The organism is Myxacorys chilensis, assembly GCF_059505265.1.
Window position 1 is genome coordinate 25535 of sequence record NZ_JCACKG010000202.1, and the last position, 20525, is coordinate 46059.

Consider the following 20525-nt stretch of genomic DNA (forward strand, 5'->3'; position numbering starts at 1 on the left):
CAGGAGATCAAGATATGCAAAAGATTCGCTATAGCCCAGATGTCGATGCATTATTAATTCAAGTTTCAGATGAACCAATTTTTCATGCCGAAGATGACGGACAACTGATTCTGCATTACTCCGAACACGACAAACTGGTTCTAATTGAGATCTTGGACGTTCAAAAATTTATAGAAGGCAACGAGTCTCGAATGCTTACCGTCAGCGATGAGTAGAGAGCCGCGATCGTTTTCATTTAATCTATTACTTGTCAGAATTAAAAAGTAGGTTTATTTCAGGAGCATGAGGTAACTCCAATGACAGATCGAGAACAACTTCTGCAAGAAATTGAACAAGCGCCAGATGAACTCATTGCCGAAACACTGAACTTTCTACGATCAACCAAAGCCAAGCAACCTGTATCGAAGTTTGATAAGGCTGCGATCGATACTGCGGAACTTCAAAAACAAATCCCAAAAACCCCTAAAGAGCGTGCTCAACGCTTTCGAGAATGGGTCGCAAGTCTACCAAAAACCGCTTCTCCACTACCCGAAGAAGCGTTACATCGAGACACGATGTACGATTAATGACACAGTATCTTCTTGATACCAACATTCTCATTCGCTTGAGTGATTCTGCCTCACCCGATCAACTTATGATCTTCAATGCGATCGCTCAACTTATTACTCAAGGTAATCAGTGCGTCGTTACTTCGCAAGTCCTGATCGAATTTTGGGTCGTTGCTACTCGACCCAGCAATGTCAACAGATTAGGCTGAACGATCGAACAAACCAGTAGCGCAATCTCGCAACTGCTGACTGAATTTCCATCCCTACCAGAAACCGAGGAAATCTTCACAACTTGGTTAGAACTTGTGACAATTTATCGCGTGATGGGAAAGCGAACTCACGATTTACGCTTAATCGCAGTCATGTTGACTCACCAAATCACCTATTTGCTCACGCTCAATCCACGCGATTTTCCCAGCGATTCAGGAATCACGATCGTACAGCCGCAAAACCTCTCGAATGAGTGAAATAAAGACAGTCTCACAGCAGCGCCTTTGGCATAGTAAAGCTGCCCGCTCGAAAACTATTTCTACGTCAATGAGTTGATGAGCCGTTGTAAAGAAGCTGCCTTGCGCGTGTCGCCGCAGGTGTGGGAAGGCATCGAGTCTCGAATGCTTACGGTCAGCGATGAGTAGAGAGACGCGATCGCAGTTAAGATCGAGAAAGCCGTGACACGATCGCAGACCTTACCCATCCGTTTAGTAATCATGAGACGCGATCGCAATGAGCCGCGATCGCAGTTAAAAGCGAGAAAACCGTGACACGATCGCAGACCTTACCCACCCCTTTAGTAATCGTGATCGCGATCACAATGGAACGCGATCACGCTGCTCAAAATCTTGTCAACACCAATTGCAAAGCATTATCAAAGGTGTTCTTCACTCCTTGCCTGTTTGCGTTCCTGAAGCTTGAGCAAAATCTCTGCATGAATTTCTTTCGTAATCGGGTAGAAATATGCCAAGACCAAACCAATCAGCAGCACCACCAACGGAGCCGGACCCACCAACACCCGAATTGCCCAAAGTGCCGACTCAGGCTGAACTGGCGAAGGTTGACCCGCACCACTTTCGACAAACCCAGACTGTTGCAGCACCCAACCGACAAGAAACAAACCAAGCGCCAGAGCCACCTTCTGCAACAGCACCATAAACCCGTAAAACACCCCCTCACGGCGTTGTCCAGTTTGCAATTCGTCTAGCTCAATCACATCGGGGATCATCGACCACGGAATTAAATAGGCTGTAGAGACACCAAAACCTGCTAACACCGCCAAGGTATACATCCAGCCAATCTGTCCAGGCCGCAACGTAAATAGCCCAATCTCGGCAATGATCCAGACCGCCATTCCCATAAAGTAGACAGCTTTTTTACCAACTCGTTTGCTGACCCCGCTCCAGACAAACAGCATAATCAATGCCGTCACCTGGACAGCAATCACCACTTTGGTAAAGTCAGAATCATCCAAGCCCATCCAGTTCTTAACAAAATACGGAATCACCGAAACCGTATTCTGAACAGCCAGCCAAGAACAGAGATAAATTCCAATAACATATAGAAATGGCTTGTTAGAAAACGCAATTTTGAGTTGCTCCAAATAAGGCAGCGTCTCTTCAGCAGTCACCACTTGGCGTTGCCGCTCTGTCTCTTGAACCCGTTTGCGCGTGCCCCACACACACCAATACAACGGCAGCACAGAGATAACTGCACAGACCGCACCGAGTACCCAATACTGTTTAATCGGATCACCCTTGAATGCACCCAAAATCACTAGCGCCAAGACAAGAGAGAGAATACTACCGCCAATAGAAAAAGCAAATCGATAGCTATTGAGACTCGTGCGCTCGTCGTAATCTTGAGTGAGTTCAGGAGTTAGAGCCGTATATGGCAAATTGACCGCCGTATAGAAGCTATTGAAAATAATCGAGATTGCCACGTAGTACCAGAACAATCCCCACTGATCGAGATCTGGAACAATCCACTGCAAGAAAAAGAAAATACCGAATGGAATTGCCCCAAACAGCATCCACGGATGGCGACGCCCCCATCTGCTGCGGGTGCGATCGCTCATCATCCCTACGATCGGATCGTTGATCGCATCCCAGATCTTGCTGACCAGTAGAATACTCCCTGCAATGCCAGGTTTGAGGTTAGCAACATTCGTGAAGAAGATCAGTAGAAAGACCCCTAAAATATTTGCTGTAATGGCAGGACCCAAATCCCCTGCGCCATACGCCAATTTTGTACTAAAGCTTAATTTTTCGCTCTTTGCACCAGGTTGATCGGCAGAATTATTCATACAGAAGTCGTAGAAACCGGGTTATCAGTTGTATTATCTTCCTCAGTTTTGTTTCTGATCACGCAGTTCGTTCTAAATCTTATTTATCTTTAGCTGTCACAATGCCCGAACTTTTCGTTAGTTGGTCTGATTACCACGAAACCATTGAGAAACTTGCGGCTCAAATCTACCGTTCTGGCTGGGAGTTTGATCAAATTGTCTGTTTGGCTAAGGGAGGGCTACGAGTTGGAGACGTGTTGGCACGAATTTACGATGTGCCGTTGGCGATTTTATCGACCTCATCGTATCGCGGTGGCAACCGTGGTCGGAGTGCGCTGGTGTTTTCGCGCGAACTGTCAATGACAACCCTAAATTTAGGAGCGCGGGTCTTGCTCGTTGATGATCTTGTCGATTCGGGCGTAACGTTGCAGAAGACGATTCCTTGGCTCAAGCATCAATATGGCGTTTACGTTGAGGAAATTAAGACAGCGGTGCTGTGGTATAAGCAATGCTCCATCATCAAACCCGACTATTATGTCGAGTATTTGCCAGATGATCCTTGGATTCATCAGCCGTTTGAGAAGTATGAGGAGATGGAGCCGAAAGATCTGGATCAGTCTTGGCCGACTCAAGGTTAAATAGATTTGCTAATCAGCGCTACTAGCTCAATACTCCATTCCAAACTAGTTGAAAGAGAACCTCCGTAAATATACTTATTAAAATTTCTGAATCATCGCTTTTCTTTACTACTTGTTCAACCTAACTCGGCAGATGAAGTGACAACTCGCTGAAGCTTACGGCTAGCTGCTTTGTCGCGATTCAATTCCTTAATCGCCAAAGCGAGTAATTAACAGAGTCTGCTGCATTACACCTTTTGTTCTTGCAATTTTCTACACATGTGCATAAATGATGAACCTAACTCTCATGTGTAGAATAGCGAACTAGTTCTTTGTGCATCTATCTTTCAGGTCGTGACTCATGGCACGTTCTCTTTCTGTGGAGAGATCTACCGATTGGAAGATGCTCAGCCATCAGTTAGAAAATTACAGTTCTTCTTTGATAGTCATTAGAGCCAAGTGACGATCTAATCCGAAAGCCTGTCTTCTCAGCCCTTGATCTTCCTTCTTGTGAACTTGCTGGACTCTATGCAACTCTGATTCCGTAACTCTGTTGTAGAGTTTTACGGTAAATAGAGTTCTAGGGCGGTGTTTCGGTTAGCAAATTGGGGTTAGCAAACTGGTTTTCATCCAATGCTTGGGCAACGCTGCTCAAGATAAGTCTGAGATTTTGCACAGTAACCGCTCTGCTGAATCTGGATCTTGTGGTGAAACCCTTCTACCAGTGCATCAGTCATGAAAGTAGCCTTAGTCCATGACTACCTAACACAAAAAGGTGGCGCAGAGCGAGTGTTCGAGCTACTTTGCAAGCGTTATCCTGATGCAGATGTTTTTACATCCCTTTATGATCCTCGGTCATCGGTTGATCTAGGCGATCGCGTCGTTCACACGACCTATTTACAGCAACTCCCCCATGCACCCCAGTATTTCAAACTGCTTGCCCCTTTCTATTACTCCGCTTTTCGTGCCTTGGATTTGCGAGATTACGATTTGATCATTAGCAGCACGACTAGTTTTGCGAAGGCCGTGAGAAAGCGTCCCGACGCCAAGCACATTTGTTTCTGCCATAACGTGACACGGTTTCTGTGGGATACCAAGACGTATCTGCGAGAATACAGCGCTTACCGCCGCTTTTATCCGCTTCTAGAAAGCATCTTTCGGTTGATGCGAAAGGCGGATTTTGCCCATGCTCAAGGCCCCGATCTGTACGTCGCAAACTCCAGCACCGTTGCCAGGCGGATTGAGCGAATCTACAAGCGTCCAGCGATCGTCATCAACTACCCGATCGATAGTCAGCAGTTCACCTTCTCGGATCAAAAGGAAGATTTTTATCTAGCGTCAGCGCGGCTGCTGAGCTACAAGCGCATTGATGTGATTGTTGAAGCGTTTAACTGGTTGGGCTGGTCGCTGCTGATAACAGGCGACGGCCCTGAGCGGGAAGCCCTGCAAGCACGGGCTATGAAGAACGTGCAGTTTCTGGGGCATGTGAGCGATAGCGATCGCAAGTGGCTGCTAGCAAAGTCTCGCTCTGTGATCGTGACCGCTTTAGAAGATTACGGGTTAGTGCCAATTGAGGCAAACGCAAGCGGAACACCCGTGATTGCCTTTGGTGAAGGCGGTGTGCTAGATACACAAGTTCCTGGCAAAACGGGTGTCTTCTTCAAGTCTCAAACGCCTCATGCCCTCTATCGCGCTCTTTTACAGGCCACTACCATCAATTGGGATTACCAAACCATTCGGAACCACGCCCTCAGCCACTTCTCTGAAGAAGTCTTTTTTCAGTCGGTGGAGCGCGTGATCGGAGAAGTATGCCGCACCGGGCAACTCGAGCAATATCGATCCGCCTGATTATTTTGTCGTCTATTCAGCCTTAGGGAGAAACCAACGTGGCTCAGAGCAACTTAACCTTCTACAACGGAAATCCATCCCTGCCTCAGCAGGTGGAGACCGAACCTGGCTACGGTCATCTGCTGAATGTGCTGGTGCGGCGACGGAACTGGGTGCTAGGGATTCTGATTGCCACATTGGCAGCAACCGCAGGCGCGACGCTGGTGATGAGACCGACCTACCGCAGCACCATGCAACTGATGGTGGACTCTAACTATCGCACTCGACAAGCATCGCCCGAGAACCCGAGTTTTTCTTACGCTGACCCCAACGTTGAGATTGACAATGCCACACAGCTAAACGTCATGCGAAGCGCTCAACTGCTACAACGCGCGATCGACAGTCTTAAACCCCGCTACTCAGATTTAACAGTTGAGAAACTCCAGAAGAAGCTAGCTGTCTCCACGATTCAAGAGCAGAAGGGCAACGAGAAGGTCAATACTAGTATTTTTCAAGTAACGTACACCGATAACAATCGTGCTAAGACGCGGGATGTCTTAATGGCACTACAAACGGTGTATGAGCAGTACAACGTGTCTCAACAAAAGCAGCGCTTGACCCGTGGATTGGCCTTCATCAACGAGCAAATTCCACAGGCTGAAACGCGAGTGAGTCAAGCAGAATCTGCCTTGGAGCGATTTCGGAAGTCGCAAGATCTCATTGATCCAGAACTCCAGTCAGAATCGCTGATCGGGGCGCTAGCTGCATTACAGAAAGACCAGCAAACTAACCAGGCCACCCTAGCGTCGTCTCGAACGCAGTATTTAGCGTTGCAGAGCCAACTGAATCGTGATCCGCGTCAAGCCTCGATCGCGGCTCGGTTAAGTCAATCGTCTCGCTATCAGGCCCTACTGAATGAGATTCAGAAAACCGAAGTCGCGTTGGTGCAGCAAAAACTGCGCTTTACTGAGAAAACGCCCTTTGTTCAAACCTTGCTGGAGCAGCGTCAGCAGCAAGCCGTGCTGCTTAAACAAGAAGCGCAGCGAGTGTTAGGGGCAGATGCCGGAGCACTGGCATCGGCTGGCGGAAATCTAGTCTCAATTGGGCAATTGGGAGAAAACGACCTCAAGTTTGCGAGCGGATTAGTCGAAGCTCAGGTGAGCTTTCTGGCCGCTCAAGCTCGCGATCGCACCCTGGCGGCTAACCAAGCTCAACTTAAGGGCGAACTCCAGCGCTTTCCGGCACTGCTAGCAGAGTTCAATCGTTTACAGCCAAACGTCAAAATCAACCGTGAAACGCTAGAGCAGTTACTCAAGGCAAAGCAAGAGCTTGGGTTGGAAATCGCTCGCGGAGCGTATGACTGGCAAACCTTGGAGCAGCCGAAGTTGGGCAAGAAAGTGGGTCCTAGCTGGCTGAAAAACCTGTTAGCAGGAGGCGTATTGGGCTTGATGCTAGGCGGCGCGGCGGCGCTGATGCGCGAATCATCAGATGATTCAGTCCGCACCTCAGACGATCTCACCAAACAGCTACCTGTACCTCTGCTGGGTATGGTTCCAGAGCTGCCGTTACCCGAAGTCACATTAGGTCGTAGTCTACCGTTCCAGCAATCGGACGTACTTGACCCGTCCACGATGCAAGTCTTGCACTGGGCACCGTTCCGAGAATCGTTAGATTTGATTTACAAAAACCTGCAACTGATGACGGACGGTGCGCCGATCAATTCATTGGTGATTACGTCTGCCTTGGCAGGAGAGGGAAAATCAACGGTGGCACTAGGACTAGCGATTAGCGCTGCGCGGTTGCATCAGCGAGTACTGCTGATCGATGCGGATCTGCGTCGTCCGGGACTCCACAAACAGTTAGATTTGCCCAATGAGCAAGGACTTTCGACCCTCCTGATGAGCGATCGCTTCTTAGGCACAAACGCGGTACAAAATGCCAATACTTATAGCGATCTGCCCATATCGGTACTGACAGCTGGCCCAACTCCGACGGATTCTGTCAAACTGCTCAGCTCAAAACGGATGCGCGATTTGATGAGTATGTTTGAGCAGAGCTATGACTTAGTGATTGTAGATGCACCACCAACTTTGGGGATTGTGGATGCAATTTTGGCAGCATCATTCTGTGATGGGGCACTGCTGGTAGGCCGCATGGGTCGTGTAACGCGTCACGAGGTCACAGAAGCGGCAAACACGTTGAGCCGTTTAAATTTGCTGGGGATTGTCGCCAATGGAGCAACTAGCCCCAGCAGCTACTACTACGATCGCATTGCCTAATCGTCACTCTCGTTAGCTCTTACTAAGGTGCGCGATCGCTCTAAGAGAAATCTCTGAAGTGCGATCGCGCAGTTGTTCTACACAAATTATTTTAAGTTTGGTTGCTTGAACTATTAGAGCATATCTATATGAGGGTAGGTGTCAATGCGCAATTGTAGTTCTTATTACCTATCCAAAAATAGCTATCTCTCGAAAATTTGAACAGTTAATTAAGTTGCCAGAAGCACTTTTTAGCTCTGCTTTTGTGCTTTAAGCTACACGCAAAATGCTCGTATCTTAGTACTAAACAATTCAGTTTTTTGCTATTCAAAATAAATTAAATAGCTTAGAGTCATGAACATAAGTAACCACAGGCCTAGATTAATACTTCTAAAGTGCTGACTAAGCTTGAATTCCGCTCCCCAAAGCGCTCCTAGTTCTTGATTATCCACTCTTGAAAACAAAGCAATTTTTCATACCTATCCCACTAAGTGATGATTTAGACAACTATATAAGGTGCAATTATTACTACTTGGATTTCAGACAAAGGACTCATTTTGAAATTGAAACAGGTAGACTTAAACTTAAATTAATGAATCTAACTTTCTGAAGATTCCTTTCCTGATTGACCCTCTATATTAGAGTTACTCAATTATTCAAATAACGGTTAAACGGCTCCAAAAATCACCTAAAGTGATCACCTAAGTGTTGAGACAAAATTATGTAGAGGAAATCATCAAATTTCTAGCGTAGTTGGCTTAGTTTTAGTTCGCACGCTTGGCTCTATCTAGTGATTTACAGTCGAATACCCATGACAATTTCTTTCAATCCTCTTGCCGTGCAGGAAGACCGATTTCCTCGTGAGAGGCGGTTGAGTCCTCATTCATCTGCGTGCGTTCTTTACTGGCGGCAAAAGCAGCTACTGGTGTTGCGAGTTCCTCAAGGGGAAATTGCAAGGCAGATCTACCCGCCATGTTGTCTTTCCGTATCTTCAGACCCGTTTCAAATTGCTGAGCGTTTGAAGCGTTCACCTGTGCGCTTAGTACGCGTGGACTCCAGCTTGGATGAAGCAGAGATCCGGATGTGGGCAAATGCGTGTGAGGCGGCGAACAAGGCGATTCACCTGCGTCTTCCGACAGCCGCACAGCTTCCTCAGTCCAATCATCTCTGGTGGCTGAAGCGACTGCTGGATTGGGGCATAGCTGCCCTGATGGTAATTTTGCTCAGTCCAGTGATTCTGACCATTATTGTTCTGATGCGCCTTTATACGCCAGGTCCTCTTTTCTTTCAGCAGTGGCGCGTGGGGCAGCGAGGTAAACTGTTTCGGGTGATGAAGTTCCGCACAATGGTTGTGAACGCTGAACAGCATCATCATCAAGTCATGGCAGGTCAAGCCAAAAATTGCTTGCACAAACGCGAAGACGATCCGCGCATCACGCCCTTGGGTCGGTGGCTGCGCCGTTATAGCCTAGACGAACTGCCTCAGTTGTTCAATGTGTTGCGCGGCGAAATGAGCTTGGTCGGGCCTCGCCCTTGGGCACTTTACGATGCCGTTCGGATTCGCCCAGACCTGCGATCGCGGCTCAATGCGCTTCCCGGAATTACAGGGGCTTGGCAAGTCGAAGCTCGATCAACGCTGCTCGATCTTGATAGCGTTAACCATCGGGATCTGGAGTATCTCCGCAACTGGTCATTTGGCGGAGATTTGAAAATTCTGCTGCGGACAGTTCCCAAGGTGTTATCTGGATTTGGAGCTTATTAATTTAGTACGCTAAGGGATGGACGCAGGGTGGCCGTCAATGCACGCATTTTAGGAATTATCTAGTCGCGCCTAATATTCTTATTCTCAGATTGCCCGTTGACTCTAAGAGCTAGTAACAAGAGGTATGCCCGTTCATGCGATCGAAGCTTCCCAATGTGATGAGGAGTGTGTTGAAATCAACTAGCGTTTGGCGGGAAAATCGCCTGATTCTACGAGAGTTTAAACACTTCCCCTGGGTGGTCACCGCAGCAGTTACCTTTGCATTGGCGTCAGCCGCGTTTGAAGGATTTGGATTTGGATTACTGCTGGCATTTTTGCAAAGTCTGGTGGGAGGCCCATCTGCTCTCCCGTTCCAAACGGGAATTAATTGGTTTGATGTGCAGATTCTTGGCATTGATCGCTCTAAAACCGAGCAGCTTTACCGAATTTCTGCTCTGATTCTATCTGCAACCTGGATTCGAGCGGCGTTTAACTACTTAACCCAAATTTATACCGAACTATCTCAGCAAAAGCTGATCGATCGCTTGCGCAAACAAACGTTTGAGCGTCTGCAAGCGGTGAACCTCAGCTACTTTGGGCAGACCCATTCTGGCGAACTGATCAATACGCTCACCGGAGAAATTGGCAAGATTCAAATCGCCTTTGGGTTGTTGGCATACATTGTCACTAAAGGGCTGACCCTACTGGTCTATACCTTCTTGCTATTTGCTATCTCCTGGAAGTTGACGATCGTATCGGTCGTGCTATTTGGGCTTGTGATTGTTGGGCTGACGAAACTCAATCGACGAGTGCGAGAGAGCAGTTTTGCGGTCACGGCAGCTAGTGGAAAGTTCACCACGATCGCGCTGGAATTTGTCAACGGAATTCGCACGGTGCAAGCGTTTGCCACCCAAGACTATGAGCGGAAACGCTTCTATCAAGCGAGTTCTAACGTCTTGAATACCGGAATGAACGCGGCGCGGCGTTGGGCGATCGTGCGGCCCATGGCAGAAGGGTTAGCGACGACCGTTTTAATCAGCATGATCATTCTGGCAATTACGGTGTTTGTTGCGAATGGAACGTTGCAGACGGCTTCTCTCTTAACGTTTCTGTTTCTGTTGTTCCGTCTGGTTCCAGCGTTGCATGAAATCAATGGGAATCGCGCTCAGTTAAGCAGTTATGATGGAGCGTTTGCCAATATTAGTGAAGTGCTACGCGAGGATAATAAGCCTTACTTTCAAGATGGCGATCGCGCCTACACGAGCTTGGAGCGGGCGATTGACCTGGTTGCTGTCGAGTTTGGCTACGCACCGGGTCAAGTGGTTTTAAAGGACGTGACGTTGACCATTCCGAAAGGAAAAATGACGGCAATCGTGGGAGGGTCTGGAGCCGGAAAAACAACTCTTGTAGACTTGATTCCCCGATTTTATGATCCTACCGTTGGACAGGTATTGTTTGATGGCGTAGACGTGCGATCGTTTGCGATCAAATCTCTGCGGCGCAAGATGGCGATCGTCAGTCAGGATACGTTTGTGTTTAATGCGTCGGTGCGCTACAACATTGCGTATGGACTAGACGACGTGACAGACGAAATGGTTTGGAAAGCCGCTCAGCAGGCCAACGCGCTGGAGTTTATTCTAGATTTGCCAGAGCAATTTGAAACGCCACTGGGCGATCGCGGAGTTCGACTTTCTGGAGGACAACGGCAGCGCTTAGCGATTGCCCGCGCCCTTTTGCGCGATCCAGAAATTCTGATTCTCGATGAAGCCACCAGTGCTCTCGATTCTGTCTCGGAGCGGCTGATTCAAGAATCGCTAGAGCAGTTGTCTGAAGGCAGGACGGTAATTGCGATCGCGCATCGACTCTCGACCATTGTCCGAGCAGATAAGGTTGTCGTGTTAGAACAGGGTCAAATTGCAGAACAGGGAACCTACCAAGAGCTGCTTAACCTCCGAGGTCGGCTGTGGAATTATCATCAGATGCAGCACGAAACGAGAGTTAAGGGTTAAAGATTGAGTGAGGGAGAACTCCCTGTAATGGGGCTGCGGACGAGCTAAATTATGCACCTGATTGTTCTAGAAAATGAGCTAACGTCACTGCGCGGCGGACAAGAATTAAACTTGTTTGAGGTCTGCCAAGGATTAGCGCATCGCGGGCATTCTATCAGTTTGCTCTACCTGGAAGCGGGCAATTTGCTGGAGCCATATCGCCGCTTTTGCGATCGCGTGATCAAAATTCGTTCTTTTGGATTTGATCGGCGTAGCCTGAAAGATACACTCAAGTTTCTTCCGAGTTTAGTTCAAGCGTTGTCCATCTCTACATCATCCGATAGCGTTGTCTTTAGCAATGACTATCATTTTTCATTGTTTGGCTATGCGCTGTCGCAATTCCGCAATCTTCCCTTCTTGTGCTATCTGCAAATTCCGCCCTGTGATTTCAACCGACAGCGAAAACTAGGCTTGAGCCGTGTGGATCGCTTCATTGCGGTTTCTCACCAGACCAAACGCGACTGGGTAGAGGCGGGTTATTCCTCAGACCAAATTGATGTGGTTCACAACGGAGTTGCGCTCGAAAAATTTCAGTTAAGGATTGATAACGGTTCGATGCGTCGCCAATGGGGAATTGCAGAACACACCAAACTCATTTCCTATGTTGGCAGAATCGATACGGAGAAGGGCTTGGAAACGCTGATCAACGCGATCGCAATTCTGTGCAAGCAAGGAGCCGATGTTCACGTATGCTTAGCGGGTAAGCCTGTAGTGCATTACAGCCATTCAAAGGGGCAACTGTGCGAGCAAGAAGGCATGAAGTATCAGCGATCGCTTGAAGCGTTGGCGCAACAACTGGGCGTCGGCGATCGGATAGCCTTTTTAGGGCATCTTGCCAATCCGGTTTCGCTCTATCAAGCGAGCGACATTACCGTACTACCCAGCGTGTGGTCAGAACCGTTCGGACGCAGTTTGATCGAGTCTCTCGCCTGTGGAACCCCGGTCGTAGCCAGCCGAATTGGTGGCATTCCCGAAGTGTTGACGGGTGAGTTTGCGGCGCATTTGTTTGAACCAGGCGACGCCAAAGATTTGGCGAGTCGGTTTGCCCAAGTGTTGGAATGGCGCGATCGCGACCCTCAACTTTGCGATCGCGCCCGCCATCATGTCGTCAAGCATTTTAGTCATACCAGCATGATCGAGGGAGTGGAGCGATCCATTCTCAAAACGGTTCCATTCAGTCAGGCAAGTACCCGCATTCGTCAGGCGTCACCATGAATCGTCCTCGCATTCTTTCTGTAATCGAAGCCTATATCGGACATCAAACCTATGGATGTCTGATGCGCGAGTATTTTCAGCAGGTGGAGTCCTGTGCGGTTGACTTCTACTGGTTTAATGAAGAGCGGGAACTGCATACTCGCATTTTGAACCGTTTGCTGAGCTACTATTCATCCAATCGATGGGTGCAGCAAAATAATGTTGATCTGCATTTGTTTCGATTTCAGATTGGCTTTGCTTACATGGCACGCCGTTTGGTGATCCGAAAGTTAGCGCAAGCTCAGTATTCCGCTCTGCATTTTCACACGCAGCCCTTGGCGTTTTTCTGCCTCGATTTGATGCGAGAACTGCCGGCGATCGTCAGTCTTGATCGCACGACTGTACAAGCGGCTAGAGAGCGCACTAGCGCTTCGTTTTACTGGACGTTTCAACCCAACATTAGGTTAGAAAAAAAAGTATTTGAAGCCGCTCAAAGCATTGTTAGCTTTTCAGAATCTGCCCGTCGCTCTGTGATTGAGGACTATGGAATTAAGCCAGACAAAGTAGCCTTAGTTTACCCGGGTGTGAATGTTAAGCAAATCACGCCGTGTCATCAGACGGTTACTGATTCTCAAACGCTATGCAACATTTTATTCATAGGAGGCGATTTTGAGCGCAAAGGAGGGTACGACGTTTTAGACGTGTTCTTGAAACATTTTTCAAATCAGGCTAAGCTGCATCTTGTGACTCAAGCGTCGATCACTTGCGATCACACTAATGTTCACATTTATACCAACATCAAAGCATACACCGCTGAATGGCTAGAGCTTTATCAGCAGGCAGATTTATTCGTCATGCCAACCTATTCTGAGCCGTTTGGATGGGTGTTTATTGAGGCAATGGCGGCAGGCTTACCGATCGTGGCTACTCGTTTAAATGCGATTCCTGAAATCGTTGCCGAAGAGGAGACGGGATTGTTAATTGAACCGGGCGATCGCACCGCATTAGCCGATGGCATGAGACGATTGCTCCGCAATCCTGATCTCAGACGAACGATGGGTGCAAAAGGGCGGCTGGTTGCAGAGCAGAAATTCAATTACCGAACCCACTTTGAGCAGCTTGAAAGGTTATTCAACATAGCCGTTCGCAAAACCGCGTTGAATGAAGACCGTTTAACATCAGATGTAGCCCCACGATGAAAACATTATTTACCTGCCAGTATCCCTTTGATCCAAACTCAGGAGCCGCAGGCGTAACATGGCGGTTGGGGCAAGAATTCAAACAGTTAGGGCACGAGGTTGAATTCTATTCGCTAAACGATTTACCTAAGTTGCATCCGTTGTTGAAGTTTATGTCGTTTCCAGCGTTTGTGGCGCGTCATATTTCACAACAGCTTCAGCACAACCCGATTGATGTGATTGACACCTGCACGGGCGATGCCTGGATTTGGGCAACGCTGATGCAAAAATTTCACCAAACATGCCAGCCACGACCGTTGCTCGTCGCGCGATCGCATGGACTCGAACACATTCAGCATCTAGATTTTTTAGAAGAAGCTAGGCGCGGCAATCTAGAGCTAGGCTGGAAATACTCGATGTATCGCGGCAGCATTCGTTTATGGGAAGCTGCCACCTCTATGCGCTGTGCCGATCTAGTCTTGTTGCTCAATCAGCGCGATCGCGACTATGCCATTGAGCAATTAGGCGTTCATCCCGATCGCGCTCACATCGTTGCTAATGGCATTTCAGATACGATGCTGAATCTACCCTTTGAGCCAACGCCCGCCGCCGGGGAATCACTGCGCATCGCGCAAGTCAGCAGCTATATCATTCGTAAAGGCATTCAGTACGGCACGCCTGCGCTCAATGCAATTCTCAGCCGTTATCCCCACGTCGAACTCAGTTTGCTCGGAACCGAATGTCCTGTTGAGCAGGTCTATGCAGATTTTGCCCCAGAGGTACGCGATCGCGTTAAGGTTGTTCCCTACTACGTCAACGACACGTTGCCCACCCTACTAAAAGGACATCACATCAAATTCTTCCCGACCATCTCAGAAGGATTTGGCATCGCCTTAGTTGAAGCGATGGCGTGTGGACTCGCCCCAATTACAACCAATACTCCAGGACCAGTTGGAATCGTTCAAGATGGGGAGGATGCTCTCGTGGTTCCCGTGGGCGATCAGGCAGCGCTAGAAAAAGCGTTAGAAAGGCTGATTCACGATCGCGCCTTGCTCGATCGGTTGCGCCACAGCGCTTATCAAACAGCACAACGGTTTGGTTGGTCACACATCGCTCAAGACAATCTGCGCTACTACGAAAAAGCTGACGCCAGCAAACGCTAAATCGCGACGAAAATTCTTTACTCTCCTGGCTATTGCCTATGTCTACGTCTCAACCCGTTTCTAACACCAAACTGTTTCAGCCTGCGATCGCGTGGCTTGTGATCCTTGGGTTTTCTTTGTTTGTTGCAATGGGAATTGCCTTAAGCTTTGGCAAAATTTTAGTGCTGGCTTATCCAGTTGCTTGCTTTGGAGTGGGAGCATTTCTCTATTTTCGATATCCCGTTTTGTATGTGGGGTTTACCTGGTGGATCTGGTTTCTCACTGCATTTTTGCGGCGCGTCATCGAAATGCCGATCGGATTAAACGATCCCAGTCCTGTCCTCCTCGCGCCCTTTTTCGTCACGATTATTTCTGGCATCACTCTGGCTCGCCAACTGCCCGTGGCGCTCTACGGCAACGGACTCCCGTTCATCTTGTGCATCGCCAGCGTTCTCTATGGTGCCTTTGTTGGAGTTGTGTCACTTTCCGCTAAATCCGTCCTCGTTGCCCTCTTGAACTGGCTACCCCCGATCCTGTTTGGGTTTCACTTATTTGCAAACTGGCGGCAATTTCCGGCCTACCGCCAAATCACGCAGCGCGTCTTTGTCTGGGGCGTTCTGGTGATGGGACTGTATGGAGTCGTGCAGTTTCTGATCGCGCCGCCGTGGGATCGATTTTGGCTGCAAAACATTCCCGATCAGTCGTTCGGAATTCCCGCTCCGTTTGGCATTCGAGTATTTAGTACAATGCAGTCGCCGCAGCCGTTTGCGGCAACGATGGTTGCTGGATTATTTCTCCTATTTGCCGCCAAAACTCCTCTCAAATTTCCAGCCTCCGCCGTCGGATATTTGGCGTTGCTCCTGTCGTTAGCGCGGTCTGCTTGGCTCAGTTGGTTTGTTGGCATTTTGGTGCTTCTACCGGCACTCAAGCCGAAATTGCAGATGCGGTTAGTTACAACGTTGCTGGCCATGATGTTAATTGTGTTGCCCTTGGCGACAGTTGAACCATTCTCAACCGTAATCGCATCTCGAATCCAAACGTTTGGATCAGGGGGAGATGATATTAGTGTGGCTGAGCGGCAAGACGGCTATAACAGGCTTTTAAGCCAAGCGCTGGGGGAAGTCAAAGGGCAAGGATTAGGGTACGAGATCGAAGATGTCTCGATTGGCAGTAACGATAGTGGAGTGCTGACGATGTTGCTGAATCTAGGCTGGGTGGGAACGTTGCCTTATGTCGGCGGCTTGCTCTTGTTAATCATCAGCATTTTGCAGAGCCGAGAGGCAACGTTTGATCCGGTGGTGAGCGCGGCACGGGCGATCGCGATCGCGACGTTTTCGCAGTTTAGTCTGAACAATGTGATGTTATCTGCTTTTGGTATGGTGCTTTGGGGCTTTATTGGGCTGGCGATCGCGGCCCGTGTGTATTACGCTCAGCAATATCAATCCGCTCAGCAGAATTTGTCAGGACGCATTAATCCGTTTAATAATTCGTTTAATGGATAGTAATGCTTCGGAGCGCGACAACGGCGTTGGATCGAAGATGCATAGGTCGAATGACATGGGTAATCGAAATCGCGTGGGCATGGCTCTAAAGGGAGCGTAGGGCTAGGGAAGGCCCTCATTTTCACTCCGCCGTTCAGGTGTCAGTTTAGGCATCACGAAAATTATTTCTGTCTTTTGATTATTTCCTAGTGCTGAACCTCTATATATAGTGAATTTTCAGCAACTCGCTGCCCAAATGAATTATTTCCAGATCCATTATTTAACGTGTCTATGCAATCCTCGAATCGTAAAAAAGTAGGTTTAGACATCGCTGACAAAGAGGAAATCGAGATTCAGTTTTGGCAACATTCTCCGATTGAGAATCCGAAATCTGAGGCGGTTGAGAACTTGGTCAACAAATTCTGTGAAGCCAAGGTTTTGCTAGAGAAACTAGACTATCATCGCGCTCTGTTTGAGCAGGCAAACTCGATTTTAGAGCTGGGAGCGGGTCAAGGTTGGGCGTCGTGTTTGGTCAAGCGGCAGTTTGGCGAAAAGAAACTGATCGCAACCGATATTAGTCCCTACGCGATCGCGTCTGCTCACAAGTGGGAACACATTTTTCAAACTCGACTCGATCAGACAACTCATTGTCGCTCTTACGAAATTCCAATGGAAGATGCGAGCGTTGATTTGATCTTCTGTTTCGAGGCGGCACACCACTTTGTCAAGCATCGACGGACGCTTGCCGAAGTCCACCGAGTGCTAAAGAAAGGCGGCGTCTGTCTATATCTACATGAGCCGGTCTGCCGATCGTTTATTCACCCCTTGGCGTATGCACGAGTTAATAGTAAGCGTCCTGAAGTGCCAGAAGATGTTTTGATTTATCCCAAAATCAAAGAACTGGCGACAGAAGCGGGGCTAAAAACTGAGATTCGATTTGATCCGACGGTCACGAATCGAGGACTGAACCAAACCGTCTATTTTGCGGTGCTAAGCGCTGTTCCTGGGTTGCGCTATCTTCTGCCTTGTAGTGCAGATTTTATCTTCACAAAATAGCTTCGGCTTGAGGGACGGCCTGCGTCACCGCTTTGCAACAAGGCATAGACAGCAATCCCCTCCTTAGCTAGAGGTAAGACTCAGAAGGACAACGTACGATTTCGCTGATTCTGCCCTTTTCAACCTGCGGTCAAGCTCATGAGTGATGTTGGATTCATCTGGACTGAAAATCTGATCTTCTTTGCGATCGCAACGTCCTTTCTCGCGTTTCTGACGTGGGTTTGGCGTCACACAAAACCGTTTGAGATTCCGCTTCCTTTACCGACTTGGCTCAAGGTTTGGTTCTTCACAGTTCAAGTGTTTGGGGTATTAGTTCCGGTTGGAGTTAGTATTTGGGCTGGATTTTCATCAACAGATTCACCTGTGTTGCCGATTCTGTTGTCGTACCTGTTGATGCTAGGATTACAAATTGTTACTGAAGTTGTTCTCCTGCGCCAGTTTCGGACAGTTGCCTGGATCGCGATTCCCTATTTATATCTGCCCTACCGAGTTTGGCAGCTATATCAGGGTATTGGTGCAGCTTCTATAGAAGATTTAGGATGGTTTCGGAATCTTTTGTTGCTCGAAATCGGAATTTGGATTGTGAATTACAGCTTCAATTTAATCCAACTTCCTCGGCTGCTGCGGTGGGATCAGGAGAAACGTGTTGAAGAACGAGAGTTGGCAAGTACTCGTTAGTTTGAAGATATAACCAAAGTTCAGGACTGACACATTGGCAGTTAAACCTTTTGTGTAAGTAACTTTGTGTGAGTCCTGATGGTTCTGCCCTCAACATGCGAGAAGGCAGAACCCGTGTAGGAGCCTTGCAGTGTAGAAAAATTACAGCGTGTTGAACGCTTTTGCTGCCGCTGCAACCCCTGCACCTGGACTAAAACTCTCGTAACCCAACTCTTGAAGCGTCACTTCTAACGCCCCGATCGCGCTCAAAATATCCCGGTCTGCCACAAAGCCCAGATGCCCAATGCGGAAGATCTTCCCTTTGAGATGATCTTGTCCGCCAGCTAAGGCAATATCAAACCGCTTCCGCATAATTGAGCGAATTTGCTCAGCCTCTACCCGATCTGGCGCAACGGCTGTAATCGCCGGACTAGAACACTCGTCGGTGGTGAACAGCGGCAAACCCAATGCCGCGATCGCGGCGCGAGTTGCCTTCGACTGCCGATGATGCCGCGCAAAGATATTCTCCAATCCTTCCGCTTTCATCATCCGCAATGCCACTTGCAGAGCAAAAAACATGTTAATGGCGGGCGTAAATGGGGTCGTATCTTTAGCAGCAGATTTGCGATACTTGCCCAAATCCAAATAATACCGGGGCAGTTTAGCGGTCTTATACGCTTCCCACGCCTTGGCGCTGACGCTTACAAATCCCAATCCAGGCGGAATCATGTAGCCTTTCTGAGAACCCGACCCGACGACATCTAAGCCCCACTCGTCAACCGGAACGTTCGTTGCGCCCAAACTGGTTACAGTATCAACCATGATCAACGCTTCTCCATGCGCTTTGACATGGCGGTTAATCGTTTCTAAATCGTTAATCACCCCCGCCGACGTTTCGCTGTGAGTGATAATCACCGCTTTGATTTGCTTGTCGCGATCGCTCTCTAATTTCTCGCGAAACTGTTCGGGATCGAGGGGCTTTCCCCATTCAGCAGTAATTCGTTCGGCTTGCACGCCATAGGCGTCACACACTTCTGCCCAGCGATCGCCAAACTTACCATTACAGCCAACCAGCACGCGATCGCCCGCACTCAGAAAATTGATAATTCCGGCTTCCATCGCTCCCGTGCCGCTTGCTGCCAAAATCAGCACATCATTCTGCGTCTGGTGCAGCCACTTCAAGTTCTCCACGATTTCAGCTTGAATCTTGCTAAAATCGCCGCTCCGATGCCCGATGGGATGCTTTGCCATTGCTAACAAAACTTGTTCGGGCACGGGCGTTGGACCCGGAATCATCAGCATTAGCTTATCGTCCATGAGAATGCGTCCTTTTTTAGGTACGAAAGTTCAGTTTGTTGTGCATGATCCAGGATTACACAATATCTGAAATTCGTAATTCGTACTTTGTAATTTATACCCGTCTTTAAGGCAGCGAATGGAACCTTACGAACCGAATTTCCGATTGCGACGACGGGCTAGAAAGTCCGGCAAATCAATTTTGAGATCTTCATTAAATGGATTTCGGCGCGGAGTCGATTGAGGTTCCGCTGCCGGCACCTCTTCTAGCGACGCTAAAAACTCCGTTATTTCCTCGGGTAGCGCTGATCCCTGCTCTTCTAGCCATTTTTTCAGCGCTAGTGCCTGATCCTGAATGTCATAAAATCGATTCTTCCAGTGCTGAACCGCCGTTTCATACTCACTCGCCTGCTGCGCTTGGCTTAAAATTTGTTCCTGCATCTCGGCGGCATACTGTTCTAGTTCAGCGATGCGGTGCTGGCTTTGTTCGCGATCGCGCTCTAATTCCTGACATGCCTGTTGCAACATCGCTTGGGTTGTAATCTGTTTGGCAACTTGAACTTCTAATTCTTGAACCTGGTTTTCCAGCTCGGCCACTCGCTCTTTTGGCGTGTGACGCAGCCAGTCTTTTGGCGTCAGCCACTCATGAGGCTTTGCTTTTTGCAATCCCCGTGGCTTTGGTTCTGTCCCAGTTGCACTCTTGCCCAGTTGCTCCAGCGCGTCTTCTGAGAGCGGGATGCCACTCGTGCGGAGGCGTTCTAGCTCAAGTTGCTGCGTTTGCGCTAGGACTTCGGCGGCTCCCAACTGGTCTTGTGTTTGCCGAATCTGCGCTTCTAGCTCGGCTTTTTGACTCTCAAATTGCAGCCGTAACTGATGAATCGCCTGCTCTTGAACATTGGCATACTCTTCTGTCGAAGCCAACTGATGCTCTAAAAAGTTTTGATCGACAATTTGCAGGCGCAACTCATCCAAACTGGCGAGCGATTGATCTAACGCATGTTCTAAATCTCGAATGCGATTCATCTGACGCTGCACACACTCTTGCATCTGCGTCAAATCCCCTGTGTCCTCCGATGTGTTCTCTGGACTGACCGGCGGTTGAGCTAGTGCGCTTGCAGGCACAGCTAGTTCGAGGACATCTGCCTCAAACTCAGCCTGCTCTGCATGATTTGGCTCAGCCACTTCGATCGATCCCTCCTCAAAAAAA

General features: G+C 48.7%; 19 protein-coding genes. 16 read left to right on the plus strand and 3 right to left on the minus strand.

All coding sequences use genetic code 11. The annotated features are described in order from the left end of the window. Positions 1-14: 14 nt before the first annotated feature. The 5 genes from AC5JLB_RS18875 (at position 15) to AC5JLB_RS18895 (ending at position 1183) form a co-directional block, all read left to right on the plus strand. On the plus strand, positions 15-215 hold the full coding sequence (locus AC5JLB_RS18875; protein WP_495875367.1) for a DUF2283 domain-containing protein: 201 nt from the start codon (positions 15-17) through the stop codon (positions 213-215). 81 nt (positions 216-296) lie between these two features. Then, positions 297-566 carry a hypothetical protein gene (locus AC5JLB_RS18880; protein WP_495875368.1) on the plus strand — a complete coding sequence of 90 codons (270 nt, stop codon included), beginning with the start codon at positions 297-299 and terminating at the stop codon, positions 564-566. Beyond that, a complete protein-coding gene (locus AC5JLB_RS18885; RefSeq protein ID WP_495875369.1) occupies positions 566-757 on the plus strand; it encodes a hypothetical protein in 192 nt (63 codons plus the stop codon). The genes AC5JLB_RS18880 and AC5JLB_RS18885 overlap by 1 nt, the downstream gene beginning before the upstream one ends. A 96-nt stretch (positions 758-853) precedes the next feature. Further along, a complete protein-coding gene (locus AC5JLB_RS18890) occupies positions 854-1015 on the plus strand; it encodes a hypothetical protein (protein WP_495875370.1) in 162 nt (53 codons plus the stop codon). 78 nt (positions 1016-1093) lie between these two features. Then, positions 1094-1183 carry a hypothetical protein gene (locus AC5JLB_RS18895; RefSeq protein WP_495875371.1) on the plus strand — a complete coding sequence of 30 codons (90 nt, stop codon included), beginning with the start codon at positions 1094-1096 and terminating at the stop codon, positions 1181-1183. Positions 1184-1413: 230 nt separating this feature from the next. Here the strand turns inward: AC5JLB_RS18895 and AC5JLB_RS18900 are convergent, their stop codons facing one another. Then, positions 1414-2844, minus strand: coding sequence for an MFS transporter (locus AC5JLB_RS18900; RefSeq protein WP_495875372.1), 1431 nt, complete (start codon positions 2842-2844; stop codon positions 1414-1416). 101 nt (positions 2845-2945) lie between these two features. On the opposite strand from AC5JLB_RS18900, the gene AC5JLB_RS18905 reads away from it, so the two are divergent. From AC5JLB_RS18905 to AC5JLB_RS18955, 11 genes are all read left to right on the plus strand, one after another. Beyond that, a complete protein-coding gene (locus tag AC5JLB_RS18905) occupies positions 2946-3461 on the plus strand; it encodes a phosphoribosyltransferase (RefSeq protein WP_495875373.1) in 516 nt (171 codons plus the stop codon). A 714-nt stretch (positions 3462-4175) separates the two neighbouring features. Continuing rightward, entirely contained in the window at positions 4176-5288 is a 1113-nt protein-coding gene (locus AC5JLB_RS18910) for a glycosyltransferase (RefSeq protein WP_495875374.1), read from the plus strand. Between the two features lie 38 nt (positions 5289-5326). Continuing rightward, positions 5327-7546, plus strand: coding sequence for a GumC family protein (locus AC5JLB_RS18915; RefSeq protein WP_495875375.1), 2220 nt, complete (start codon positions 5327-5329; stop codon positions 7544-7546). A 790-nt stretch (positions 7547-8336) separates the two neighbouring features. Further along, positions 8337-9287 (plus strand): heterocyst development glycosyltransferase HepC, encoded by a 951-nt coding sequence (hepC, locus tag AC5JLB_RS18920; protein ID WP_495875376.1) that lies wholly within the window; start codon positions 8337-8339, stop codon positions 9285-9287. Between the two features lie 134 nt (positions 9288-9421). Further along, on the plus strand, positions 9422-11275 hold the full coding sequence (hepA, locus tag AC5JLB_RS18925) for a heterocyst formation ABC transporter subunit HepA (protein WP_495875377.1): 1854 nt from the start codon (positions 9422-9424) through the stop codon (positions 11273-11275). 51 nt (positions 11276-11326) lie between these two features. Continuing rightward, complete coding sequence (locus AC5JLB_RS18930) at positions 11327-12529, plus strand: glycosyltransferase family 4 protein (RefSeq protein WP_495875378.1); 1203 nt, start codon at positions 11327-11329, stop codon at positions 12527-12529. Next, positions 12526-13707, plus strand: a complete 1182-nt coding sequence (locus tag AC5JLB_RS18935) for a glycosyltransferase family 4 protein (RefSeq protein ID WP_495875379.1) — start codon at positions 12526-12528, stop codon at positions 13705-13707. The genes AC5JLB_RS18930 and AC5JLB_RS18935 overlap by 4 nt, the downstream gene beginning before the upstream one ends. Beyond that, positions 13704-14849: a glycosyltransferase family 4 protein gene (locus AC5JLB_RS18940; protein ID WP_495875380.1), complete on the plus strand. Its 1146-nt coding sequence runs from the start codon at positions 13704-13706 to the stop codon at positions 14847-14849. Before AC5JLB_RS18935 ends, AC5JLB_RS18940 begins: the two co-directional genes overlap by 4 nt. A 38-nt stretch (positions 14850-14887) precedes the next feature. After that, positions 14888-16330, plus strand: a complete 1443-nt coding sequence (locus tag AC5JLB_RS18945; RefSeq protein ID WP_495875381.1) for an O-antigen ligase domain-containing protein — start codon at positions 14888-14890, stop codon at positions 16328-16330. Positions 16331-16600: 270 nt separating this feature from the next. Further along, entirely contained in the window at positions 16601-17365 is a 765-nt protein-coding gene (locus AC5JLB_RS18950; protein ID WP_495875382.1) for a class I SAM-dependent methyltransferase, read from the plus strand. Between the two features lie 138 nt (positions 17366-17503). Next, positions 17504-18043 (plus strand): hypothetical protein, encoded by a 540-nt coding sequence (locus tag AC5JLB_RS18955; RefSeq protein WP_495875383.1) that lies wholly within the window; start codon positions 17504-17506, stop codon positions 18041-18043. A 141-nt stretch (positions 18044-18184) separates the two neighbouring features. On the opposite strand, the gene AC5JLB_RS18960 is transcribed toward AC5JLB_RS18955, so the two are convergent. Then, on the minus strand, positions 18185-19339 hold the full coding sequence (locus AC5JLB_RS18960; RefSeq protein ID WP_495875384.1) for a pyridoxal-phosphate-dependent aminotransferase family protein: 1155 nt from the start codon (positions 19337-19339) through the stop codon (positions 18185-18187). Between the two features lie 126 nt (positions 19340-19465). Beyond that, positions 19466-20500, minus strand: coding sequence for a hypothetical protein (locus AC5JLB_RS18965; protein WP_495875385.1), 1035 nt, complete (start codon positions 20498-20500; stop codon positions 19466-19468). Positions 20501-20525 lie beyond the last annotated feature (25 nt).